Below are 21,925 nucleotides of genomic sequence, written 5' to 3'. Positions count from 1 at the left end.
CGACCGGCACGACCGCCCCACCTGAAGCGACAGCTACGAGCGGGGACTGCCCGAGAGCGGCAAGACCGATCCCGGAGGTGAGCCCGACGATGACGGAGATCAGAGCGACGACCACTACGTGGTGCACGCGGTGGTCGCAGGTGGAAGTGGTCGCGGACAAGAAAGGCCCTCCACGGCATCGTCAGAGCGCCGTCACAGAGACCGGGGCAGGAGTCGTCCCGCTGCCGGGGCCGTGTCACGACGTCGCCGCCCGATGGGCGTCGCCACAGGAGAGCGCCGGCCAGGCGCCCCTATAGGCACTCTGCCGCCGCACCTCGACGGTTCGCCGTCCGCACCGATGCACCGTGCCTTTCAAGGGTCGTCGAGGGTGTCGCCGTTGTGGAGGCGGGCGAGGCCGTCCTCGTCTGGGCGGGGCGGCTGGGCGGCTCCGACGCCTTCGTGGTCCTGGCCGACGCCGACGCCTTCACCACCGGCTTCGTGGAACGGGTGCGGGCCCTCAAGATGGGTGACCCGGGCGAACCGGACACCCAGGTCGCGCCGCTGGCTCGCGACGACCTGCGGGGCGCCATCGAGCGCCAGGTCGAGCAGTCCGTGGCGGCCGGCGCACGGCTACTGACCGGCGGCAAAGCGCTGCCGGGCGACGGCTACCACTTCCAGCCGACCGTCCTGGCCGACACGAAGCCCGGCATGGCCGCATTCGACGAGGAGACCTTCGGCCTCGGACTCAGCGTTTGGACGGGACAGCCCGCGCGCGGCGTCGAGCTCGCACGCCGCATCACCAGCGGCGCGAGGTTCATCAACGCCATCGTCGCCTCCGACCCGCGCCTGCCCTTCGGAGGCACCAAGCGCAGCGGCTACGGACGCGAGCCGACCGCTGCGGGTATCCGCGAGTTCACCGACACGCGCACCTACTGGATTGGCCACTGACGTCTGCGCATCGCAGCAGCAGAAGCCCCACCTCCCGGGTATGTCATGCCGGTTGCAGTGCCGGGCCTGATCCGGCGGCGCGATGGGCGTGGCGTGGAAGAGCCACCCCACGTGTCTTCGACGACGAAGCTGCTCCAGCATGCCCGAACCGAATACGGCGCCGACAGAAGCTGGTTGACCGCGGACGTCCCACGCCATGGGGAGCGCTCGACGGCCTGCAGACCCGCGTCCTGGAGTGTGCGGAACGACGGATCCGCGAACGAGACGACAAGCAGGCGCGCCTGGGTGCAATTCCTGCGCAGGGATCGTTCTGCCTGCTCAGCACATCGGGCCGCACGTGGATTATTCCGTGGTTTCGCAGGACGTAGGTCCGTAGAGTCGGCCGGACCAACAACGAACGGGGGTGGAGCCAATGAAACTGGCCGAGGCACTGGCGGAGCGGGCGGATGCAACACGTCGCGTCGAGCAGCTGCGCGCACGCATCGTCGACAACGCGCGCTATCAGGAAGGCGAGACGCCCGCGGAGGACGCACCGCAGCTGCTGACCGAGGTCGGCGAGGTACTGGACCGCCTCGAACTGCTGATCCGGCGGATCAACCGCACCAATGCCACAGTGCGGATCGGCGAGGACGGCACGCTCACCGACGCGCTGGCACGCCGCGACGTGCTCCGCCTGCGCCACTCAGTAATCACCAAGGCGGCGGACTCGGCCGCAGGATCGGGCAACCGTGGATACGGCCGCCAGCTGCGCTCCGAACTGGTGATGCTCTCCGCGCTCTCGGTCGCCGAGCTGCGCACGCAGTCCGACGTCCTCGCGCGCGAGATCCGTGAGATCGACGTGCGTATCCAACGCGCTAACTGGGAGGTCGATCTGCTGGACTAGACGGTCCACAGAGGTCGTGACGATGTGGAGCAGGTAGCCGTGTCGGAGGCGTGCACACACCGAGGGCCGGCGGTTTCCGGCCCACTCCTGGCGCGTGAAGAGCAACGCGGGGGTTCGACTCCCCACGAAACAGTGCAGCTCAGCACCGCGTACAGGTGACAGTGCACCGCGCACAGCACATCACCACGTGCAGATCCGAGACGGTGAGGGTGGGCTCGGGGCTCCCCACATCACACACAACAGATCCGGCGAGCGGCCACGGAGCAAGGGGCTTCCCCGTCAATGCGGGCGTGTTCCAGCCGGCGCCGAGGACCGGTGCCGCCTTCCCCACTGGAGATCTTTGACCGTGTGGGGTACATCGGGCTGTGCCGGCTTGATGTGGATCGCGCTATGCCGGAGGGATGAGGCGCCCCGACGGCGGTGAGCTGACGGCAGACAGACGGGCTCGGCGCGAGCAGATCTGGTTCGATCGGCAATCTCGGCAGGCGCAGGGCCGGCCGCACAGCACACCGTCGTCGGAGTCGACTTCCCGGGCCCCGGCGCGGCTCCGCGACCCCAACCACCCCCTGGGCGCAGACGAGTTGGCGGACGAGGCGGTCGCCGTGGCCAACGCCGAAGGGCTCGACCCGTGCGCGGTCAGCGGCTGCTCACTCGGCGGGCCCGTAGCGATCCCGCCTCGCCGCGGTCACAACCCCGCCTCCCTCAGCACCCGCGGGGTGATCTCCGCCAGGCCCCCGGTCAGCACCGTACGCCCCGGCGACTGAGCGATCGGAAGCATGGACGGGACGGCGATGACCCGGCACTCCGCCGCCTCCGCCGCGGCGATGCCTGTCGGGCTGTCCTCCACTGCCACGCATGCCGCAGGGTTCACCCCCAGGGCCCGGGCCGCCTTGAGGTACGGGTCGGGGTGGGGCTTGGTGTGTGGTGTCTCGCCCGCGGCCACCGTGGTGCGGAAGTGATCGCGACCCAGGGCCTTGGCCACCGTGTCCACCACTGGGCGCGGGGAGGCGGAGACCAGGGCGGCCGGGATGTTCAACTCGGCGAGCAGGGACAGGAGTTCGGGGGCTCCGGGCAGGGGCGCCGCTTCCCTGTTCACCGCGGCCAGGAAGTTCGTCTCCAGTTCCTCGGTCAGCGACGCGACCGTACGGTCCGTGCCGCAGGCCGTGCGCAGGTGCGCGGCTACCTCGGAGGCGGCGCGGCCGAGGACGTGCGGGAGGTGGTCGGACTCGGGTAGTTCCCGCAGCCCCAGGCCCGCCGACGTCCGCTGCGCGGCTCGCCACCACAGCGGCTCGGTGTCCACCAGGGTGCCGTCCATGTCCAGGAGCACCGCCTGCGGGGCGGCCGCGAACGGGCGGCCGTCGAGCGTCCAGTGTCGGTCGGCGGGGCGGCCGAGTGCGGCGTAGACCTGTGCGGCAACGTCCACGTGGGCGAGTGGCCGGGCGGGTGCGCGGTCGGCAATGTCGGGGCCCGCCGCGAGCAGCCACGCGGTGCGCTCCACGGAGGAACGACCTCCGTGACCGCCCGCGTCGACATGCCCGTGGTCGGTGACGACGAGGTACGTCCAGGCCTCCTCGGTGTAACCGGGGCGGGCACGTACCCCCGCCAGCAGCCGTCCCACCCGCGCGTCCGCCGCGGTCACCGCACGCTCGTACCGGTCCCCGCAGCCCAGCAGGTGCGCGGTCTCGTCGGGAGCGCCGAGGTAGACGAACGACACCTCGGGGTCGTCCGTCTCCAGCACCGCGCAGGCCGCCTCGGTGATCTGCTCGTCGCAGGCATCCCAGTCCACGGCCGTCTCCGCCGCCGGGGCCGCATAGCAGGAACGGGTGGGTGACTGGAAGAGCGGTCCGCCCGCGCGGGACTGGAGCAGCGGCTGCCAGCCGGCCGCGGCGAAGGTACGGCGTCCGTCCTGCTCGGCGAGGCGGGTGGTGAAGTCCGGGAAGACGCCCAGGCGGTGGCCGGAGAAGTCGTTGCTCCATACGCCGTGCTTGGTGGCGGTCACGCCGGTGGCGATGGTGGCCCAGCAGGGGCCCGACATGGTGGGCGTGGTCTCGTCCACCTCGATCGGGGCCAGGAAGCCGCGTTCCGCCAGCGCGTCGAGGTGCGGCGTCGGCACCCGGCGCAGTACGTCGAGGCGGACGCCATCGATGCCGATGACCAGTACGCGGCGCCTCATGCGGACCTCGCCAGTTCGTCGGGGGCGACGGCGTGCGCGAAGGGCTCGCCCCGGGCGTAGCGCTCCAGCTCCGCGGTGGCGGCGTCGGCCATGCGGCCGAGCTCGTTGCCGAGGGAGCCGGCCATGTGCGGGGTCATCAGCACGTTCGGCAGGCCGTACAGGGGCGAGTCGGCGGCCGGGACCTCCGGCTCGGTGACGTCGAGGACGGCGGAGATGCGCCCGGTGAGCAACTCGGCGGTGAGCGCGGCGGTGTCCACCAGGGAGCCGCGGGCCGTGTTGATCAGGGTGCCGCCGTCTCGGAGGAGCGACAGGCGGCGGGCGTCGAACAAGTGCCGGGTCTCCGGCAGTTGGGGGGCGTGGACGGTGACGACGTGGCTGCGCCGGACGAGGTCGTCCAGGCCCGTCGGCTCGGCGCCGAGGGCGGCCGCCCCTGCGGCGTCGAGGAACGGGTCGTGCACCAGCACTTCGAGGTCGAAGGGGCGCAGCAGTTCCAGCACCAGGCGGCCGGTGCGCGAGGCCCCGACGACGCCGACCGTACGGCCGTGGTTGCCGGCCCCGGCGAAGTACGGCAGCAGCGCGAAGCGGCCGCGGTGCTCCTGGTAGGTGCGGGCGCTGTCCAGCACACGCTTGTTGGCGAAGAGGATCGCGGCCACGGTGTACTCGGCGACCGGCCGCGCGTTCGCCGCCGCGGCGCTGGAGACGGCGATGCCGCGTCGCCACACGGCGTCGGTGACATGGTGCTTGACGGAGCCGGCCGCGTGCACGACGGCCTTCAGTCGCGGCATCCGGCGCAGCAGCGGGGTGGTGAGCGGCGTGCAGCCCCAGTGGGTGAACAGGACCTCTACGGCGGCGAGTTCATCGGCGGGCGCCTGCGCGAGGTCGGTGTGGGACCGGGTGGTGTCGGCCTGCGCGGCGGCGGCCAGCCGGCCGAGGGCGCCCTCGGCGAGGAGGGCCGCGTGGATGTCGGCGCCCATGGCCAACAGGGTGCGCGGGCGTCGCACGGGCGCGGCGGGATTCACGTTCAAGGAGGCGCCTTTCACAGCGGTCGTCGCAGGGCGGGAGGAGGTCGTACCGCCGACGGAGGAGGTCATTTCACCGCGCCCGCGGTCAGTCCTGAGCGCCAGTAGCGCTGCAGGCAGAGGAAGGCGACGATCAGCGGCAGGACGGCGACGAGGGAGCCGACGATGACGAGGGAGTAGTACTCGGGCTGCTGCTGCACGCTCTTGTTCCACATGAACAGGCCGAGGTTCACCGGATACAGCCGCTCGCTGCTCAACATCATCATCGCGCCGTAGAAGTTGTTCCACTGCGCGGTGAAGGTGAACAGGAAGATGGTCATGAACCCGGGGGCGAGCATCGGCAGCGCGACCCGGCCGAAGGTGCGGAACTCGCCCGCCCCGTCGACCCGCGCCGCCTCCAGCACCTCGCCGGGCACGTACCCCTCGGCGAAGACCCGCGCGAGGTACACACCGAAGGGGTTGGCTAGGGCAGGCAGCAAAAGCGCCCAGTACGTGTTGACGAGGTGCGCTTCGGAGGCGAGCAGATACTGCGGCAACTGCGTCACGGCGGACGGGATGAGCATCCCGACGAGGACCAGGCCGAAGAGCTTCTCCTTGCCCGCCCACTGGTACTTGTCGAAGGCGTAGCCCGCGGCGACGGCGAGGGCCGTCGACAGCAGCGCGCCGACGACGGTGTAGAGGATCGTGTTGCCGAACCAGCGCACGTAGATGCCGTCGTTGACGGTGAACAGCTCGTGCAGGTTGCTGAAGAGGTGGAAGTCGCCGAGTGCGAACGGGTTCGTGGCGAAGAGGTCGGTGTGGTCCTTGGTCGCCGCGATCACCATCCAGGTGAGCGGCATCAGCGAGTAGAGGGCGAAGACGACCAGGACGGCGTTGACGGCGGTACGGGAGGTCAGGCCGCTGCCGCGGCGCGGTGGGCGGACGGTGGGCGACACCGGTTCCGGTGCCGGCTCGGGTGCGGTGGCACGGGGCGTCGAGGTGCCGGGAGTGGTGGTCGTGCTCATGCGGTCCTCCACCGGTTGCCGAGCTTCGTGACGATGTAGGAGGCGACGCCCCCGATCACCGCGAGCAGCAGCGAGGCGGCGGCCGCGAGGCCGTAGTCGTGTCGCTGGAAGGCCGCCTTCATCACGTACATGGTCGGGGCCCAGTCGTCGCCCATGGCATTGGCCCGCTCGTAGACGATCCGTGGGGCGTCGAAGAGCTGGATGGCTCCGATGCAGGTGAACAGGCCGACCAGCACGAGCGTGGAGCGGATCATCGGCACCTTGATCTGGAGTGCGGTGCGCAGCCCGCCGGCGCCGTCGACCGTGGCGGCTTCCAGGGTCTCGCGCGGGACGGCCTGCAGACCGGCGTACAAGATGATCACGTTGTAGCCGATCCACTGCCAGGCGGAGATGTTGACGACGGACACGACGGCGGTGTCGGCGTCGAAGAAGTTCCAGCTCGCGCCGAGGGCGTCCAGTGCGTCGGTGACCGGGCTGAGGCCGGGGGTGTACAGGTACAGCCAGGTGACCGAGGCGATCAGTGCGGGGACGGCGTGCGGCAGGAAGAAGGCGATCTGGAAGAAGCGTCGGGCCCTGGCCACCGCCGAGTCGATGAGCAGCGCGAGGGCCAGCGAGACGGCGATCATCACCGGGATGTACAGGGCGCAGTAGACCGCCACGTTGCCGAGCGAGCGCAGGAAGGCGGCGTCGCCGAGCGCGTCCGTGAAGTTGCCGAACCCGGCGAAGACCCGCTCGGTGCCGCCGAAGCCGAGCCCCGACTGCTCCTCGCGGTACAGGCTCTGGTACGCCGCGTACCCGATGGGGGCGACGGTGACGGCGGCGAAGAAGACGAAGAAGGGGAGGATGAAGGCGGCGATCGCCCGACGCTCGCCCGGTCGGGTGCGACGGCTGCCGGAGCGCGCCGCACGCGCCGCCGGGGCACGGACGAAGGATGTTGCCACGGGTACTCCTTGGGGTGACACCGGAGAGGCGGAGGGGCGGGCTGGGCGTGGAGGTCGATACGACCGGCAGTGCCGAGGGGACCGACAGCGCCGACGCGGCCGACGGCGGCTGCGTCAACGTCGCCGCTACTTGGCCAAGTTGAGCCCGCGCTCCTTGATGCCCTTCTCCGCCGCCCGCCGGCCCGCTGCCTGGCCCCGGTCGAAGTCGGCGGCGGTCTTCTGCATCGCGGCCAGCACCTGCCCCTGCACCGGGCTCCACGTCCACCCGGGCACGATCGAGTCGGCGGCCGTGCTCGCGATCGCGTACGGGTCGGTGTCCTTGCCCCAGTACGACGCGTCGTAGGTCTCGGCGGCGACCTTGCGCATCTCGTCGTTCGCGGGCAGGGCGCTGCTCGGCGCCTTGGCGGACTCGAAGCGGGCCTTGATCCCGGCCTCGGTGGTGGTCACCCACTCGATGAACTGCGCGGCGGCCTCGGTCTTCCCGCTGCCCTTGGGCACCACGTACGAGGTGCCGCCGTACATGGCACTGGCCGGTTTGCCGTCCCAGCTGGGCAGCGGGGCAATGCCCCACTTGCCCTTGGCGTCGCCGTAAGTGGTCTTCATGCCGCCGGCGCTCCAGGCGGCGCCGATGAAGGCGGCGGTCTTGCCGCTCGCCCGTTCCTTGGTCTCCTCCGGCGCCCACAGCGGGGTCTTGGAGACGAGGTCGGCCTTGACCAGGCCGGTCCAGTAGTCCGCGACCTTCATGGAGGCATCGTCCGCCATCCGGACCTTCCAGGAGTCGCCGCTGGTGGTGAACCACTTGGCGCCTGCCTGCCAGGCGAGGCCGGCCATGATGGCGGGGTCACCGCCACCGAAGTTGGTGATCCGGACCTTCGGGTCCTTCTTCTTGACCGTCTCGGCGGCCTTCTTGAAGTCGGCCCAGGTCCTGGGCACTTCGACGCCGTACTTCTTGAACAGGTCCTTGCGGTAGTACAGCTCGAGCGGAGTGACGTCGAAGGGCACCGCCCAGGTCTTGCCGCCGAGGGTGACCAGTGAGCGCATGTTCGCCGGGAACTTCTCCTTCACCAGCGGGCCCGAGACGTCACTCAGGTCGGTCAGATTGCCCTGGCTGGCGAACTCCGGGAGGGCCGAGTAGTCCATCGTGGCGACGTCGGGGCCGTTCTGCGCCTTGATGGCGTTGGAGAGCTTGGTGACGCCGTCGGGGCCCGCCGGTATCTCGGCGAACTTCACCTTGACGTCCTTGTGCGTCTTGTTGAACGCCTGCGCGGTCTCCTTCGCGCCGTCGGTCGAGGACCAGTACGTGACCGTGACGGGTGCGCCGGACGCGGCGTCCCCGTCCCCGCCGTCGCCGCCGCAGGCCGTGGCGGTCACGGCCACCGCGGCCAGACCGGTGATCAAGGTGATGCGGGAGGTGAGTGAGGTGGGCTTCATTGCACGACGCTCCTACGCAGGACCGGGTGAGCCGAACGGCTCGGCCGATGACGCGGCCCATGATTTGCGTCAGAACGAACAAACGTCAAGAGCGAATGAACAATTCATTCAAAGCGATCGAGTCGATCACATCGAGGCGGCCGGTACCGCCGTCACCCCGCACGGTCACTTCACGCCACCCCCGACGACTCCCGCACCCGCAGCCGAGGCATCAGCGCCAGATGCCTGCGCGGGCTGTCGTCCCGCGCACCACCACCCGTGCCGTCGGCGGCCTCCGCCAGCCTGGCAAGCAGCAGTTCCGCCGCCGCCCGCCCGACGGCCCGGCGCGGCGGCGCCACCGCGGTGAGCGGCACGTCGGACAGTCCCGCCAGCTCGTCCTCGTACGCCACGAGCGCCATGTCCTCCGGGATCCGCAGGCCCGCGGCGCGCAGCCGCTGGACGATCCCGATGGCGTCCTGATCGTTGTGCACGAGTGCCGCGGTGACCCCGTCCAGTGCCAACAGCCGCTTCGCCGCCGCGTCGAGGCCCGCGGGCGAGACCGCCGGGTGCATCTCGATCGGCTCGATCACCGGCAACTCGCGGGCGGCCACCGCGGCTTCGTATCCCTCGCGCACCAGCGGGACGGTCGGGCTGTCGCGCCGCACCAGCAGCGCGACGGACTCGTGCCCGAGGTCGGCGAGGTGGTGGACTCCGGCCGCGGAGCCGAGCGCATGGTCGGAGCGCACCACGTCGAGGTGTGCGAGCCGGCCGCCGACCGGGATGCGCCGCTCAAGGAGCACCGCGGGCACCGGCAGCTCCAGCAGCTGGCGCTCCTGTTCGGCGCTCGGCAGCCCCAACTCCCAGGCCGGTTGCAGCAACAGCCCCTGGACCCCGCCGTCGAGCAGCTGGCCCACCTGGACCGCGTCCTCCGCGGGCACCCAGTTCGAGATCCCGACGACCAGTCGGCCTCCGCACGCCGCCACCGCCTCCTGGGCGCCGCGCACCAGCTCGGCGAAGTAGTACTCCATGCTCGGTACGACGATGCCGAGGACCGGCTCGCCCCCGGCGCCCGGGGCAGACACCGCGCGCGGGGCCACGGCAGGAGCGGAGGGCGCCGCCGCGACACCCGCCTGCGGCCAGGACACCGTCCCGTGCGCCCGCTCGATGCGGCCCTGCGCGGCGAGCGCCTCGACGTCGCGACGCACCGTCACGGCCGAGACGCCCAGCTCTTCGGCGAGATCGGCGACCTTGACGCTGCCGCGCGCCCGGACGACATCGAGCACGCGGTCATGGCGCTGGTTCACGTGCAGTCGCACGACGGCCTACCTCCCTGGTCACACCCGCAATACGTGCGATTCACCGTACCGTACCGATCGTTTCATTCGATACGAACGTCTTGAGCATTCGGTGCGGCGCGTGCTAGGAAGCTGGCACACGCTCCCCTCTGGGCTCGGAGACACCATGCCAACTCCCCTGTCCCGCCGCCGATTTGTTCAGGCCGCCGCCGGCACCGCGGCCGCCGCCGGCCTCACCGGCACCACCTTCGCCGTCGCCGCCTCGCCGGCGTACGCGGCGGACGAGTTCGACACCCTGCGCGACACCTGGCGCGGGCTCCTCCTCGGCGAGGGCTTCCGTCCGACCGCCGAGCCGTTCGCCTCCAAGCTCGCGGCCGTCGGCGCCACGGCCCGCGACCTGAGCGAGCGCATGGCGCCGGCGGACGGCTCACTGTGGCCGGACGCGGTGTGGGCGGACCCGGACCCCGACAAGGACACCGAGTCGTACGGCTTCTCCGCGAAGATCCAGACCAGCTTCGCGCAGCTCTACGCGATGGCGGAGGCATATCGCCAGCCCGGCACCGGCCTCACCGGTGACACCGACCTTGCCGAGCAGATCGTGACCGGCCTCGACCACATCTGCGCGAAGATCTACAACGCCGGCCAGGAACCGTACGGCAACTGGTACAACTGGCAGATCGGCGGCCCGCAGGCACTCCTGGACACCGCCGTCCTCCTCCACGACCACCTCACCGCCGAGCAGATCGCCACCTACTGCGAGGCCGTCGACCACTTCGTGCCGGACTCCGCGGTCGCCGAGTACACCGGCACCTCGACCGGCGCCAACCGCATCGACCTGTGCCGGGTCCTGGCCGTCCGCGGCATCCTGGGGAAGAAGCCCGCGAAGCTCGCGCTCGCCTCCGACGCCATCGCCCCGGTCTTCCCCTACGTCACCAAGGGCGACGGCATCTACGCCGACGGCTCGGTCATCCAGCACACCACCGTCGCCTACACCGGCTCCTACGGGGCAGTGCTCCTCGACGGCCTCAGCAAGCTGATCGCCCTCCTCGGCGGCTCCACCTGGGAGGTCAGGGCCCCCAAGAAGCAGGTCATCTTCGATGCCGTGGAGGCGTCGTACGCGCCGTTCCTCCACAACGGCCTGATGATGGACGGCGTCTCGGGCCGCGCGATCTCCCGCGGACTGCCGCCCGGCGACCCCAAGGGGCAGAGCGACGACCAGACACGCGGCCACGCGATCATGGCCTCCATCGTCGCCCTCGGCCAGGGCGCGAGCGACACGGAGAACGCCCGCTGGCGCGCCCTCGTCAAGGGCTGGGCGCAGCGCGCCCACTACCGCCCGGCGGCCACCGACGCGGCGCTGTCGGTCAGCAAGCTGGCGCTGCTCAACGACGTACTGGACGACACCAGCGTCGCCCCGGCCGCGCGCCCCGAAGGCAGCTCGGTCTTCGCCGCGATGGACCGCGTCGCCCACCACCGCGCCGGCTGGGCGGCCTCGCTGTCCATGGCCTCGCGCCGCATCACGTACTACGAGAACGGCAACGGCGAGAACCTGCGCGCCTTCCACAGCGGCTCCGGAATGCTGTACTGGTGGGGCGACGATTTCGCCAACGACCAGTACTCGGACCGGTATTGGCCCACCGTCGACCCGTACCGGCTGCCCGGCACCACCGCTTCCGCCAAACGGCTCGCCGACGGCGAGGGCGGCATCTGGGGCGCGGCGCTGCCCGACGTCGACTTCGTCGGGGGTGCGGGCGACGGCACGTACGCGATGGCCGGGCAGCACCTGAAGGGCCTGTCCTCCACCATGGAGGCCCGCAAGTCCTGGCTCTTCCTGGACGATGCGGTGATCTGCCTCGGCTCCGCCATCACGGCCGCCGACGGCGCGGCGATCGAAACGGTCGTCGAGAACCGCCACTTGGGCCCGACCGGCAAGAACCCGCTGGTCGTCGACGGCCGCGCCCAACCCGCTGTCCTCGGCCGGGAAGCCACCCTCGACCACGCGAAGTGGGCGCACATCCAAGGCCACGGCGGCTATCTGTTCCCGGGCGGTGCCACGCTCAAGGCCGCGCGCGAACAACGCACAGGCTCCTGGCGGGACATCAACTCGGGCGGCTCACCGACGGAGTTCACCAGCCGATACGTGACCCTGTGGTTCGACCACGGCACGGCGCCCGAAGCGGCCGACTACGCGTACGTGCTGCTACCGGGGGCCGATGCCGCGCGCACCGCCCGCCGCTCCACGGCTCTGACCGGCTGGCTGACCAAGTACGCCAACACGGCGGCGGTGCACGGCGCCCGCATCCCGTCGCTCGGCGTCACGGGCGCGGTGTTCTGGGCGGCGGGCAGCTTCGGAGGCCTCACCGCGAGCGCCCCCGCCACGGTCCTGGTCCGCGAACGGCGGGACGGCACCGCGACGATCAGCGTCAGCGACCCCACCCGAAAACTCACCGGGCTCACGCTCACCTGGAACAAGGCGGTGCGCTCGGTGCTGTCCAAGCCGGCAACGGTGACGGGGGCCGCCACCGGCCCGGCCCTGAAGCTCACCTTCGGCGACCTCTCGGCCACAGGCGGCGCCACCCAGAAGATCACGCTCAGGCTCGCCTGACGGCCGGCCCCCTCTCCTTCTCGCCCCTTGCTCCCCCCACGTCCCCCACACGGGAAAGGCAGCCTCCCCCATGCGACTTCTGCGTTGGACCATCCCCGCCCTCGCGTGCTCCCTCGGCCTGATCACCGCGTCCCCGGCGAGCGCGAACGTCATCTGGAACGGCGACGCCTCCGGCGGGACCGGGGTCTTCTCCTCGACCCTGTGCGACTCCCCCGGCAGCGTCACCGCCCAGGACAACAACGACGGCCGCGGCCAGGTCTTCAAGTTCAACAAGCCACTCGGCCTGGAGCGCTGCGAGGCACACGGCATCTCGGTCGGCGGCTCCCGCTACACCTTCAAGAACGACAGCACCTACTACCTGGGCTGGGACACGAGCACCAACACCTCCGACGCCGGCACGATCTTCCAGTGGAAGTCCTACGGCACGAACGACCAGCACCAGCAGAACTACCCGGTCCTGATGAAGGTCGAGGGCGGCCGGCTCAAGCTCTTCTACATCTCCCCCGGCGAGAACTGGAACCTGAAGTGGTCCACTCCGGTCGAGACCTCCACGTACAAGCGCGTCGTCCTCGGCATCCACACCTCCGACGACCCGTCGACCGGCTGGGTGGAGGCCTACTACAACGGCACCAAGGTCGCCTCCTTCTCCGGCCGCACCTGGGACGACCTCGGCAACGACACCCGCTGGGGCAGCTACGGCGCCGAGGTCGAGGACAAGCGCGTCATCAACTGGGTCGACGGCCTGAAGGTCGGGACCTCGTACGCCGACGTCGCCTGACTCCGCGCCGCGCCTGCCTCGCAGCTCACACGGCGGAGTCCAGGCGTCGGCGCTGATCGGCCGTCAACTCCAGTGCCACTCCCCCGATTGCCTCATCCAGCTGCTCGACCGAGCTGACACCGACGATCGGCGTGGCGGCCGGGCTTCCTCCGGTGAGCCACGCCAGCACCACCCGGTTGCGGTTCGTTCCGGTCTCCGCGGCGATCTCGTCGAGCGCCGCGAGGCGGCGGGCGGTGCCTGGATGGTCGTACTCCGGTGACAGCGGCTTGTCCGCACGGGTGTAGCCGCCGCTCAGCAGAGGTGTGTACGCCCACAGCGCCATGTCGGGTTGGTGCTCCAGGTAGTGGAGCACCTCGTCGGTGACCGCGGCGAAGCGGTGGCCGCCGCTGGGCCGTATCGCGGGGCGCGGCCGGAGGTAGGTGTGGTGTTGCTGCACCGCTGTGAAGCCGGCGCTGCCGTGCTCCCGCGCCAGCCGGCGTGCCCGCTCGATCTGCCACACGGGGTAGTTGGAGCAGCCGAGCCGTCCGACCGCCCCCGCGGACACGAGGTCACCGAAGGCGGCGACCGTCTCCTCCAGCGGTGTGCCCGCATCCGGCATGTGCGCCCAGTAGAGCTCGACGTGGTCCGTGCCCAGTCGTCGCAGACTGTCCTCGATCCCGGTCTTGACGGCCCGAGCCGACAGTCCCTCGGCGGTCTCCGGGAATCGGCCGGCCTCGGTCGGCTCGCAGCCGACCTTGGTGCTGATCCTGACGCGGTCTCGGACGCCCGGGCGGCGTGCCAGCCAACGCCCGAGCAACTCCTCGCTCCGCCCGCCGAAGCCGGTCGGGTCGGCCCAGAACGCGTAGCAGTTGGCGGTGTCGATCCAGACGCCTCCGGCGTCCACGAAACGGTCCAGGATCTCGAACGACCGGTGCTCGTCCTGAGTCGTGCCGAACAGCATGGCCCCAAGAGCCAGATTCTCAATCATGCCTTTCACGCTAGGCGCGTTCGGTTCGGCGTTACGCTCCAATGTCGTGGCTGATTCCCGGACCAATTTCGCATGGGCGACGCTGCTGGACGTCGGTCCCGCGGAGGGCGGACGGCGCCGCCTGCATGATCGTCTGACTCACGCGCTGCGCACCGCGATCCGGGACGGCCGGCTCACGGAGGGGGCCGCCGTACCACCGAGCCGAGCGCTCGCCGAGGAACTCGGCTACTCACGCTGGGTGGTGACCGAGGCGTACGGACAACTCATCGCGGAGGGCTACCTCTCCGCCCGGGTGGGTTCCGCCACGCGTGTCTCGTGGTCACGGGAGACATCCGGATCGACACCGGTGCGGCCCCGCGGTGGGCGCGCGCAGGCCCGGCCACCCATCCGGTACGACCTTGCACCCGGCCTGCCCGACCTACGGGCGTTTCCACGCCGCCGCTGGGCGGATGCCGTCCGGGCGGTCATCGGCTCGGCCGTCCACTACGACCTCGGCCTGCCCGACCCCGCCGGGCACACGGTGCTGCGCACCACCGTCGCGCAGTACCTGCGACGCTCGCGCGGCGCGGACGCGCACGCCGAGTCCGTGACCGTGTGCGCCGGTGTCACCGACGGACTGCTGCGCACGTGCCGGGCGCTGCGCGCCGCGGGGATTGCCGACGTGGCCGTGGAACACCCGGGATGGGGACGGCTCCAGGACGCCGCGACCGGCGCCGGCCTCCGCGTGCACCCGGTCCCCGTGGACCACGACGGCCTCAACGTCCAGGCCCTCGCAGGCACACCGGCCCGGGCCGTCGTGGTCGGCGCGGCCCACCAATTCCCCACCGGCACGGTGCTGTCCCCAGCACGCCGGGCCAGCCTGGTGCGCTGGGCCCGCGAGGCGGACGGCTTCGTCATCGAGGACGACTACGACGCCGAGTTCCGCTACGACCGCCACCCGGTCGCCCTCATGCAGGGAATGGCCCCGGGCCGGGTCTTCCTCCTCGGCTCCGTCAGCAAGACACTGTCACCGGCCCTGGGCCTCGGCTGGCTGGTTGCGCCCGCCTCCATGGCCCCGGCGCTCCAGGCAGCGAACCCCGTCGCCGCCGGGCCACCGGTGCTGGACCAACTCGCGCTCGCCACCTTCATCGACCGCGGTTGGTACGACGCCCACCTGCGCGCGGCACGGCGGCGGTTCCGCACACGCCGTGACCTGCTGCTCCGCACCCTGGCTGCCCAGGTACCCAAGGGGCGGGTCGCCGGCACCGCCGCCGGACTGCACATCCTGCTCCACCTGCCGGACGGAACCGACACCCGCGGCACCGTCCGGGCGGCGGCCGCCACCGGCCTGCGCCTGGCGGACCTCGACGACTACCGCGCACACCAACCGATGGAACCCGCACTCGTCCTCGGCTACGGCAACATCACCGACACGGAGATCCCCCCGGCCATCACACTCCTGCGCGACGCGCTGCGGTAGCCGACGACCTCACCGCCACTGTGAACAGCACACGCACGCCATGACGGCCGCTGACAGAGGGACGCGTACGCGTGAGGGCCGCACGCTTCCCGCCGCGCCAGGCGGCAGCGTGTTTCTCCGCTCAGGCCCTCAGAATCGCACCACGACCCGATGATCCGCCGTGAACGGCTTCCCGAAGATCAGCTCCGACTCGCGCCTGTCCGGCCCCACCGGGATGTCACCGATCAGCGTGACCCGGTGCAGGCGGCGCTCGACGTCGAGGTGGTCGAGGTCGTTCGGGGCGAGGTGGGCGGTGGCCCGGCTGTCCCAGAACGCCACGCTGCCCGGCTCCCAGCGAAAACGCACTGTGTACTCGGGGCGGGTCGGCTGCTCCCCCTTCGGACTCGGCTTCCTGCTGGAGTCCCTGTACTGGCACCCGGCCCACGAACGCGACCCGGCCCACGTCTGGTTGCGGCACATGGCCTCGCGGGCCGGCGAGATCGTGGCGGCCTCCTGACGGCGCCCGGCGCCCTGCGCGTACGAGGTGCGGGAGGCTCCCGTGCCGGTGGCGACGGCTGTGATCGGCGGGTGCGCCTGCGTGGTCTGGGCTGCCCGGGGCAACGCGCCTGGCTGGGCGCGTGTGGCCAAGGCGACGCTGCTCGGCGGCGAGCTGGTCCGCAGTGCCAACCGGAACTCCCGCCCGTCGAAGGGCAGCCCGATCCGCAGGAGCTGGTCGGGAGGACAGGAGGGGACAGGGTTTGAACCCAAAGGACCTGGTGAACAACCTGCCCGGCCACCGTCGCCGTACAGGCACGCCCCGAAACGCCCGCGACCCACGTCACCACCGGCATCGACTAGGGTCCGTGGCGTGGACACCCCCCGCCTGTTCGACGGCAGACTCAAGATGCGGCACCTCCTGCTCGTGGACTCCCTCTCCCGGCAAGGAACCGTGGTGGGGGCCGCCAACGAACTCCACGTGACGCAACCCGCCGCCACCCGGAGCCTGCACGAGGTGGAGGACATCCTTGGTGTCCCGCTGTTCGAGCGCGGGCCGCGCGGGGTCACCGCCACCGTGTTCGGGGAGGCCTTCACCCAGCACGCGCGCGCGGTGCTCGCCCAGCTCACGCGAGCGGGCCGGCACGTCGTGGAGCTGGCGGAGGCGGAGCGCGGAACCGTCGTGGTCGGCATTCACCTGGCCGGTTCGAACACCCTGCTGCCACGCGCTGTGGCGGCGCTGAAGCGTGCGCATCCGCTGCTCACCGTGGTCGTACGGGAGGCCTCGCCCGAGGAGTTGCTGCTCGACCTGGAGGCCGGACGCATCGATCTCATCGTCGGCCGGCTGACCGCGCCCTCCGGCGACGGCCTGATCCGGCACCCGCTGTACGACGAGTCCGTGAGCCTCGTCGTCCGTGTCGGCCATCCCCTGGCCGGGCGGGAGGGCATCGACATCGCGGACACTCTCGACTTCCCCTGGATTCTGCCCGGTTCGCAGACCACCCTCCGCCGCGAGGTCGAGGAACTCTTCGTCCACCGGGGGCTCGCCCTCCCGCGGAACCGGGTGGAGGCCACCTCTTACCTCACGGTGCGTCAACTGCTGCTGGAGACCGACGTGGTGGCAGTGCTGCCCGCGCTGATCGTGCGGGACGACGGCCGGCTCGCGCCGCTGTCCGTGCCTCTGGAGCCGGTGGGGCACCGGGTGGGGGTGACGCTGCCGGCCGGCCGCACACTCAGCCCGTCCGGCGAGGCACTGCTGAAGGCCCTGGAGCAGACCGCGGCACTCATGACCGAGGACTCCCCCGGCCTTCGGCAGGAGGAGTCCTCGTAGTCCTCGTCATGGCGGCGTCCCGGCGCCGACCATCGCGCGGCGCGAAGTCACAGCCCCAGAAAGCGCTCCGCGTTGCCCCGGGTGATCTTGCGCCGCGCCTCCTCGCCGAGGAAGTCGCTCTTGCGCACCACCTCGCCCACCGGCCGCTCCCCAAGGGGGTACGGGTAGTCGCTGCCCACCATGACGTGGTCCTCGCCGACGGTGTCCACGAGCAGCCGCAGCGCGCGCTCGTCGAAGACGACCGAGTCGACGGAGAACCGGCCCAGGTAGTGCGAGGGCGGGTACTGAGAGGTGCCGATCACGTCGTGGCGGCCGTGCCAGGCGTTCTCCATGCGGCCGAGCCAGAAGGCGAACGAGCCGCCGCCGTGCGCGAAGCAGATCTTCAGCCGTTCGTCGATGCGGTCGAAGACACCACCGAGCACCATGGCCAGGATCGACAGGTGTGTCTCCGCCGGCATCGACGTCAGCCACCGTGCCATCCACCGGTCGAGGCGGGGCGAGTTGTCCATGTCCCAGGGGTGCACGAACACCGGCACGTCAAGGGACGCGCAGTGCTGGAGGAAGGTCACCACCCCCTCGCTGTCGAGGTCCTGGTCGCCGACGTGGTTGCCGATCTCCACGCCGCGGTGGCCGGCCGCCACGGCCCGTTCGACCTCGCGGCAGGCGGCGTCGGGGTCCTGGAGGGGGACCTGGCAGAAGGGGATCAGACGGCCCCCTGCTGGCGCCGTGATCTCCAGGGCCAGGTCGTTGAAGATCCGTGCGATCCTCGCCGCCTCGGCGCCGCTGCGGCCGTAGTGGAAGAACGCCGGAGTCGGTGACACCACTTGGGCCCGTACGCCGTCCGCGTCCATGTCCCGCAGCCTGATCTCCGCGTCCCAGGCATTCGCCTGGATGCGCCGGAACTCGGAGGAGCCGGTCATGATGACCGCCTCGGCCTCGGACTCGATCCGCAGCCACGGTGCGTCGGGGCCGCCGAGGTCCGAGAGGTCGGGCCAGCCCTTCGGCACGTAGTGGGTGTGGACATCGATCACGTCTGACACCGTTCAGCCCTTCCCGGGGTGCAGCGCGCCGCACGCGGAGCACACGCGCGCGTTCTCGTCGCCGTAGAACTCCGCGAAGACCGGCGGGAGATCGGCCACGATGTCACGCACCTGCAGCTCCACCTCGTGCACGGTCGCCGAGCAGGACGGGCAGAACCAGAGGAACTTCTCCAGCGTGCCCTCCTCGCGGACCCGCTCGATGACCAGGCCGATGGAGTCCGGGTCGGGGCGCTGCGGCGAGTGCGGCACGTTGCCGGGGAGCAGCCAGGCCTGGCCCTGCTTGATGTGTACCGTGCGCGGTCCTTCCGCGGTCATCAGGTTGACGTGCATGTCTCCCTTGACCTGGTAGAACCACTCCTCGTACGGGTCGAGGTGGAAGTCGGTGCGCTGGTTGGGGCCGCCGACGATCTGGACGATGAAATCGTTGCCGAGTGACATGGTGCGGTTGTTCACCGGCGGCTTGAGCAGGTGTGCGTGGTCGTCGATCCAGCCCTGGAAGTCGATGACCTCGGGAATGTCGGTCACGGTGTCTCCTCGGTGGTTGCGGTCGCGGGCAGGTGTGCCACGGCCTGGATCTCGATGAGCAGGTGGGGGTGGGGCAGTTGGTGGACGGCAACGGTGGTCCTGGCCGGCCCGTTCTCGTCGAAATGCTGTCCGTAGACCTCGTTGTAACCGCCGAAGTCGTTCATGTTGACCAGGTAGGTGGTGACCTGGACGACGTCGGCGAGGCTGCCACCGGCGTCGGCGAGGATGTCTCCGATGTTGTCCAGGACCGCGCGGGTCTGCGCCCTGATGTCCAGGTCCGTGGTGCCCATCTCGTCCGTGGACACACCGACGAAGGTGTTGTCGGGGCGCCGCGAACTGGTGCCGGAGACGAACACGAGGTCCCCCGCGCGCCGGAAGTGCGGGAAGCGGCCGCGCGGTGTCGCCTTCCCCGGAACGATGCGTGCCTCGCCCATCACACACTCCTCACGCGGACGCGGCCGAGGCCCGCCACCTCACAGGTGGTGACCCCTGCGGTCAGAGGTATCGCCGCCGTGGCCGCGCCCGCGAGCACCACGTCCCCCTCGCGCAGCGGGACGGACCGGCGGCGTGCCATGTCGAGCAGCGCGCGCAGGGCGTTCAGGGGGCCGTCCAGAATGGCGGCGGTCGAGCCCGTCACCTCCTGCTCCTCGTTGCCCAGCCGTACGTTCAGGTCGCTCACGTCCCGGAGCGGCGACCAGGTGCCGATCGCGTAGCCGGCCGCGGAGGTGTTGTCCGCGACGACGTCCTCGTAGGTGAACCGGAAGTCCCGGTAGCGCGAATCGATGATCTCCAGCGCGGGGGCCACGGCGTCCACGCAGGTGGTGATGTCGGTGTCCGGGGCGGCCGGGTCCACGTCCCGGGCGAGCCGGAAGGCGACCTCGGGCTCGACCTTCGGGTGGATGAGGCGGGACAGGTCGACATCGCCACCGTCGGCCACTCGCATCGCGTCGGTCAGCCGGCCGACGATGATCTCCGAGACACCCATCTGTGCCATCTTGGCCTTGCTGGTGAAGCCCAGCTTGACGCCGGTGATCCGCTCACCGCGTGCGGTGCGCCGGTCGAGCAGCGCGGCCTGGATGGCGTAGGCGTCGTCGATGGTCAGGGTGTGGGTGTCGGCGAGGCTGGGCGTGTCGATGGCGGCCGTCTGGGCCTCATCGAGCCGCCCGGCCAACTCGTCGACGGTGTGCGCGTCGAGCATCAGGTGCGTCCTTCGTTTCGCGTGGTGGTGGCATGCGCGGTCGTGCACTGCGGGCCGTCGAGGTTCGAGGTCATCGCTGATCGGGGTCACAACTGCACGCATACGTTGGTGGGTTCGGTGTAGAAGTGCAGGGACGAGGCGCCGCCCTCGCGGCCGAGGCCGGACAGGCCGACGCCTCCGAAGGGAGAGCGCAGGTCGCGCAGGAACCAGGTGTTGACCCACGACATGCCCACGTTCATGGCCTGAGCCACGCGGTGCCCACGCCGCAGGTCGCTCGTCCACACGGAGGAGGCGAGGCCGTACTCGGTGTCGTTGGCCAGCGCGATCGCCTCCGCTTCCGTGTCGAAGGGGATCAGCGCGGCGACGGGTCCGAAGATCTCCTCGCGGACCGGCCGGTCGGCGTTGGTCAGCCCGGTCCACAGCGTCGGCTCGATCCATGAGCCGCCGTCCAGGTCCCCGCCGAGCCGCGGGATGTCGCCTCCGGTGAGGACCTTGGCGCCGCACTGCTCGGCCAGGTCGAAGTAGCCGCGCACCTTGTCCCGGTGGGCCTGCGAGATGAGCGGCCCGGTGGTCGTTGCCTCATCGAGCGGACTGCCCAGGCGCAGGGACTTCGCCCGCTCCACGAGCCCGTCGGCGATGTCGGCGAACACCGACCTCTGCACGTAGACGCGCTCGGTGCACAGACACACCTGCCCCGTGTTGGCGAAGACGGATCGCTGGAGACCGTCGAGGGTCTCCTCGATGTCGGCGTCCTCGAAGACGAGCGCGGCGTTCTTCCCGCCGAGCTCGAAGGAGACGGGCCGTACGCGCGGCGCCACCGTCTTCATCACGTGCGCGCCGGTCGCCGAGGAACCGGTGAAGGTGACACCGTCGATCCCGGGGTGTGTGGTGAGGTGCTCGCCCGCCGAGCCACCACCGAAGCCGTGCACGACGTTGTACGCGCCCGCCGGGAGACCAGCCTCCGCGAGCACCTCCGCGAGCAGCGTCGCCGTGCCCGGGGTCTCCTCGCTCGGCTTGACGACCACGGTGTTCCCGCAGGCCAGGGCCGGTGCCACCTTCCAGGTGAGCAGCAGCAGCGGCAGGTTCCACGGGACGATGACCGCGACCACGCCGAGCGGCTTGCGCACCGCGTAATTGAGCGCCTGGCGTCCGCCGGCCAGGTCGGTCATGAAGGATTCCTGGCCCGCGGCGGCGACCACGTCGGCGAAGGTGCGGAAGTTGGCGACGGCGCGGGGCACGTCCAGCTCCCGGGACAGCGTCAGGGGCTTTCCGGTGTCGGCCGTCTCGGCGGCCACGAACTCCTCGAACCGCGCCTCGATGAGGTCCGCTGCCCGCCGCAGCACGGCGGTGCGCTCCCGTACCGGGGTCGACGACCAGGGGCCGAGGGCTGTACGGGCGGCCGTGACCGCCCGGTCCACCAGTGGGGCGTCGGCCTCGTGCACCTGGGCGTGCGCGCGGCCGGTGGCCGGGTCGATCGCGTCGAAGGAACGGTGGCCGGGTCCTGGTTCGGGGTCGACGTAACGTCCGTCGACGAAGTTGCGGATCCACCGTGTCGTGTCTGCCGTCATGGGTCACAGCCTGGAACTCGGGTTCCATGCCTGACAAATGAGCTTTTCGCTCGCTGCCATGCCTGTTTCGGTATGCCGGACCGACCGGCTGCCGGAGCACCCCGGGACATGCCCGGTATACCCATCCGGCTATAGCGGCGAGGGAAACCGGCATTTGTCGGCCGGTCCGCGGGGGCCCAGGATCCACCGAAAGCGCGGAACCCGCCCGGCGCCGGCTGCGCAGTCCACTGCACCGGAGCCCACCCGCCGACCCCAGCAAGCGAGGTACGTACGCGATGAGTGACCCCGAGCGTTCGCAAGGCGCGAGCAGAACCGCGCTCGCCACCCTC

Annotated in this window: 18 protein-coding genes and 1 pseudogene; 6 read left to right on the top strand and 13 right to left on the bottom strand. The window is 70.8% G+C overall.

The genetic code is table 11. The features are described from left to right. The first annotated feature begins 378 nt into the window (after nt 1-378). Both ACIA8D_RS14475 and ACIA8D_RS14470 read left to right on the top strand, forming a co-directional pair. Nucleotides 379-927, top strand: coding sequence for an aldehyde dehydrogenase family protein (locus ACIA8D_RS14475; protein WP_399231955.1), 549 nt, complete (start codon nt 379-381; stop codon nt 925-927). Between the two features lie 412 nt (nt 928-1,339). Then, complete coding sequence (locus ACIA8D_RS14470; RefSeq protein ID WP_399231953.1) at nt 1,340-1,810, top strand: DIP1984 family protein; 471 nt, start codon at nt 1,340-1,342, stop codon at nt 1,808-1,810. A 685-nt stretch (nt 1,811-2,495) separates the two neighbouring features. On the opposite strand, the gene ACIA8D_RS14465 is transcribed toward ACIA8D_RS14470, so the two are convergent. The 6 genes from ACIA8D_RS14465 to ACIA8D_RS14440 all read right to left on the bottom strand — a co-directional run bounded on the left by ACIA8D_RS14465 (nt 2,496) and on the right by ACIA8D_RS14440 (nt 9,673). Beyond that, complete coding sequence (locus tag ACIA8D_RS14465) at nt 2,496-3,983, bottom strand: HAD-IA family hydrolase (protein ID WP_399231951.1); 1,488 nt, start codon at nt 3,981-3,983, stop codon at nt 2,496-2,498. Beyond that, nucleotides 3,980-4,957: a hydroxyacid dehydrogenase gene (locus ACIA8D_RS14460; protein WP_399231950.1), complete on the bottom strand. Its 978-nt coding sequence runs from the start codon at nt 4,955-4,957 to the stop codon at nt 3,980-3,982. The genes ACIA8D_RS14465 and ACIA8D_RS14460 overlap by 4 nt, the downstream gene beginning before the upstream one ends. Before the next feature lie 113 nt (nt 4,958-5,070). Continuing rightward, nucleotides 5,071-6,006, bottom strand: coding sequence for a carbohydrate ABC transporter permease (locus tag ACIA8D_RS14455; RefSeq protein WP_399231948.1), 936 nt, complete (start codon nt 6,004-6,006; stop codon nt 5,071-5,073). Beyond that, nucleotides 6,003-6,863 (bottom strand): carbohydrate ABC transporter permease, encoded by an 861-nt coding sequence (locus ACIA8D_RS14450; protein WP_399232214.1) that lies wholly within the window; start codon nt 6,861-6,863, stop codon nt 6,003-6,005. The genes ACIA8D_RS14455 and ACIA8D_RS14450 overlap by 4 nt, the downstream gene beginning before the upstream one ends. Nucleotides 6,864-7,073: 210 nt before the next feature. Continuing rightward, nucleotides 7,074-8,378 carry an ABC transporter substrate-binding protein gene (locus ACIA8D_RS14445; protein ID WP_399231946.1) on the bottom strand — a complete coding sequence of 435 codons (1,305 nt, stop codon included), beginning with the start codon at nt 8,376-8,378 and terminating at the stop codon, nt 7,074-7,076. Nucleotides 8,379-8,548: 170 nt separating this feature from the next. Next, the gene (locus tag ACIA8D_RS14440) at nt 8,549-9,673 is read right to left on the bottom strand and encodes a substrate-binding domain-containing protein (protein WP_399231945.1); all 1,125 of its coding nucleotides are present in this window, start codon (nt 9,671-9,673) and stop codon (nt 8,549-8,551) included. 145 nt (nt 9,674-9,818) lie between these two features. Here ACIA8D_RS14440 and ACIA8D_RS14435 point away from each other — a divergent pair, with 145 nt between their 5' ends. After that, a complete protein-coding gene (locus tag ACIA8D_RS14435) occupies nt 9,819-12,257 on the top strand; it encodes a polysaccharide lyase 8 family protein (protein ID WP_399231943.1) in 2,439 nt (812 codons plus the stop codon). 70 nt (nt 12,258-12,327) lie between these two features. Further along, nucleotides 12,328-13,035 (top strand): hypothetical protein, encoded by a 708-nt coding sequence (locus ACIA8D_RS14430; protein WP_399231942.1) that lies wholly within the window; start codon nt 12,328-12,330, stop codon nt 13,033-13,035. Nucleotides 13,036-13,060: 25 nt separating this feature from the next. Here the strand turns inward: ACIA8D_RS14430 and ACIA8D_RS14425 are convergent, their stop codons facing one another. Further along, entirely contained in the window at nt 13,061-14,002 is a 942-nt protein-coding gene (locus ACIA8D_RS14425) for an aldo/keto reductase (RefSeq protein ID WP_399231941.1), read from the bottom strand. 46 nt (nt 14,003-14,048) lie between these two features. On the opposite strand from ACIA8D_RS14425, the gene ACIA8D_RS14420 reads away from it, so the two are divergent. Then, entirely contained in the window at nt 14,049-15,461 is a 1,413-nt protein-coding gene (locus ACIA8D_RS14420) for a PLP-dependent aminotransferase family protein (protein ID WP_399231939.1), read from the top strand. Nucleotides 15,462-15,590: 129 nt separating this feature from the next. Here the strand turns inward: ACIA8D_RS14420 and ACIA8D_RS14415 are convergent. After that, nucleotides 15,591-15,833 (bottom strand): annotated as a pseudogene (locus ACIA8D_RS14415) (TauD/TfdA dioxygenase family protein); the annotation flags it as partial. A gap of 475 nt (nt 15,834-16,308) precedes the next feature. Between ACIA8D_RS14415 and ACIA8D_RS14410 the strand changes: the two are divergent. Further along, nucleotides 16,309-17,265 (top strand): LysR substrate-binding domain-containing protein, encoded by a 957-nt coding sequence (locus tag ACIA8D_RS14410; protein ID WP_399231937.1) that lies wholly within the window; start codon nt 16,309-16,311, stop codon nt 17,263-17,265. A 47-nt stretch (nt 17,266-17,312) separates the two neighbouring features. Here ACIA8D_RS14410 and ACIA8D_RS14405 read toward each other — a convergent pair whose 3' ends face one another. The 5 genes from ACIA8D_RS14405 to ACIA8D_RS14385 form a co-directional block, all read right to left on the bottom strand. Then, nucleotides 17,313-18,305, bottom strand: a complete 993-nt coding sequence (locus ACIA8D_RS14405) for an amidohydrolase family protein (RefSeq protein ID WP_399231936.1) — start codon at nt 18,303-18,305, stop codon at nt 17,313-17,315. 3 nt (nt 18,306-18,308) lie between these two features. Continuing rightward, nucleotides 18,309-18,830 carry a 3-hydroxyanthranilate 3,4-dioxygenase gene (locus ACIA8D_RS14400; protein WP_399231935.1) on the bottom strand — a complete coding sequence of 174 codons (522 nt, stop codon included), beginning with the start codon at nt 18,828-18,830 and terminating at the stop codon, nt 18,309-18,311. Further along, entirely contained in the window at nt 18,827-19,264 is a 438-nt protein-coding gene (locus ACIA8D_RS14395) for a RidA family protein (RefSeq protein WP_399231933.1), read from the bottom strand. Before ACIA8D_RS14395 ends, ACIA8D_RS14400 begins: the two co-directional genes overlap by 4 nt. Next, entirely contained in the window at nt 19,264-20,028 is a 765-nt protein-coding gene (locus ACIA8D_RS14390) for a 2-keto-4-pentenoate hydratase (protein WP_399231932.1), read from the bottom strand. The genes ACIA8D_RS14395 and ACIA8D_RS14390 overlap by 1 nt, the downstream gene beginning before the upstream one ends. Nucleotides 20,029-20,114: 86 nt before the next feature. Beyond that, complete coding sequence (locus ACIA8D_RS14385; protein ID WP_399231930.1) at nt 20,115-21,596, bottom strand: 2-hydroxymuconic semialdehyde dehydrogenase; 1,482 nt, start codon at nt 21,594-21,596, stop codon at nt 20,115-20,117. Between the last annotated feature and the right edge of the window lie 329 nt (nt 21,597-21,925).

This window comes from Streptomyces sp. NPDC051684, from assembly GCF_044453445.1.
Classification (GTDB): domain Bacteria; phylum Actinomycetota; class Actinomycetes; order Streptomycetales; family Streptomycetaceae; genus Streptomyces.
This window is presented reverse-complemented; position numbering and strand designations above follow the sequence as displayed.

Bases quoted from the DNA above. Each gene is read 5' to 3' on its own strand.
- ACIA8D_RS14430 (WP_399231942.1), top strand. From the start codon at position 12,328: ATGCGACTTCTGCGTTGGACCATCCCCGCCCTCGCGTGCTCCCTCGGC.
- ACIA8D_RS14465 (WP_399231951.1), bottom strand. From the start codon at position 3,983: ATGAGGCGCCGCGTACTGGTCATCGGCATCGATGGCGTCCGCCTCGAC.
- ACIA8D_RS14445 (WP_399231946.1), bottom strand. From the start codon at position 8,378: ATGAAGCCCACCTCACTCACCTCCCGCATCACCTTGATCACCGGTCTG.
- ACIA8D_RS14395 (WP_399231933.1), bottom strand. From the start codon at position 19,264: ATGGGCGAGGCACGCATCGTTCCGGGGAAGGCGACACCGCGCGGCCGC.
- ACIA8D_RS14470 (WP_399231953.1), top strand. From the start codon at position 1,340: ATGAAACTGGCCGAGGCACTGGCGGAGCGGGCGGATGCAACACGTCGC.
- ACIA8D_RS14435 (WP_399231943.1), top strand. From the start codon at position 9,819: ATGCCAACTCCCCTGTCCCGCCGCCGATTTGTTCAGGCCGCCGCCGGC.
- ACIA8D_RS14425 (WP_399231941.1), bottom strand. From the start codon at position 14,002: ATGATTGAGAATCTGGCTCTTGGGGCCATGCTGTTCGGCACGACTCAG.
- ACIA8D_RS14460 (WP_399231950.1), bottom strand. From the start codon at position 4,957: ATGGGCGCCGACATCCACGCGGCCCTCCTCGCCGAGGGCGCCCTCGGC.
- ACIA8D_RS14385 (WP_399231930.1), bottom strand. From the start codon at position 21,596: ATGACGGCAGACACGACACGGTGGATCCGCAACTTCGTCGACGGACGT.
- ACIA8D_RS14455 (WP_399231948.1), bottom strand. From the start codon at position 6,006: ATGAGCACGACCACCACTCCCGGCACCTCGACGCCCCGTGCCACCGCA.
- ACIA8D_RS14390 (WP_399231932.1), bottom strand. From the start codon at position 20,028: ATGCTCGACGCGCACACCGTCGACGAGTTGGCCGGGCGGCTCGATGAG.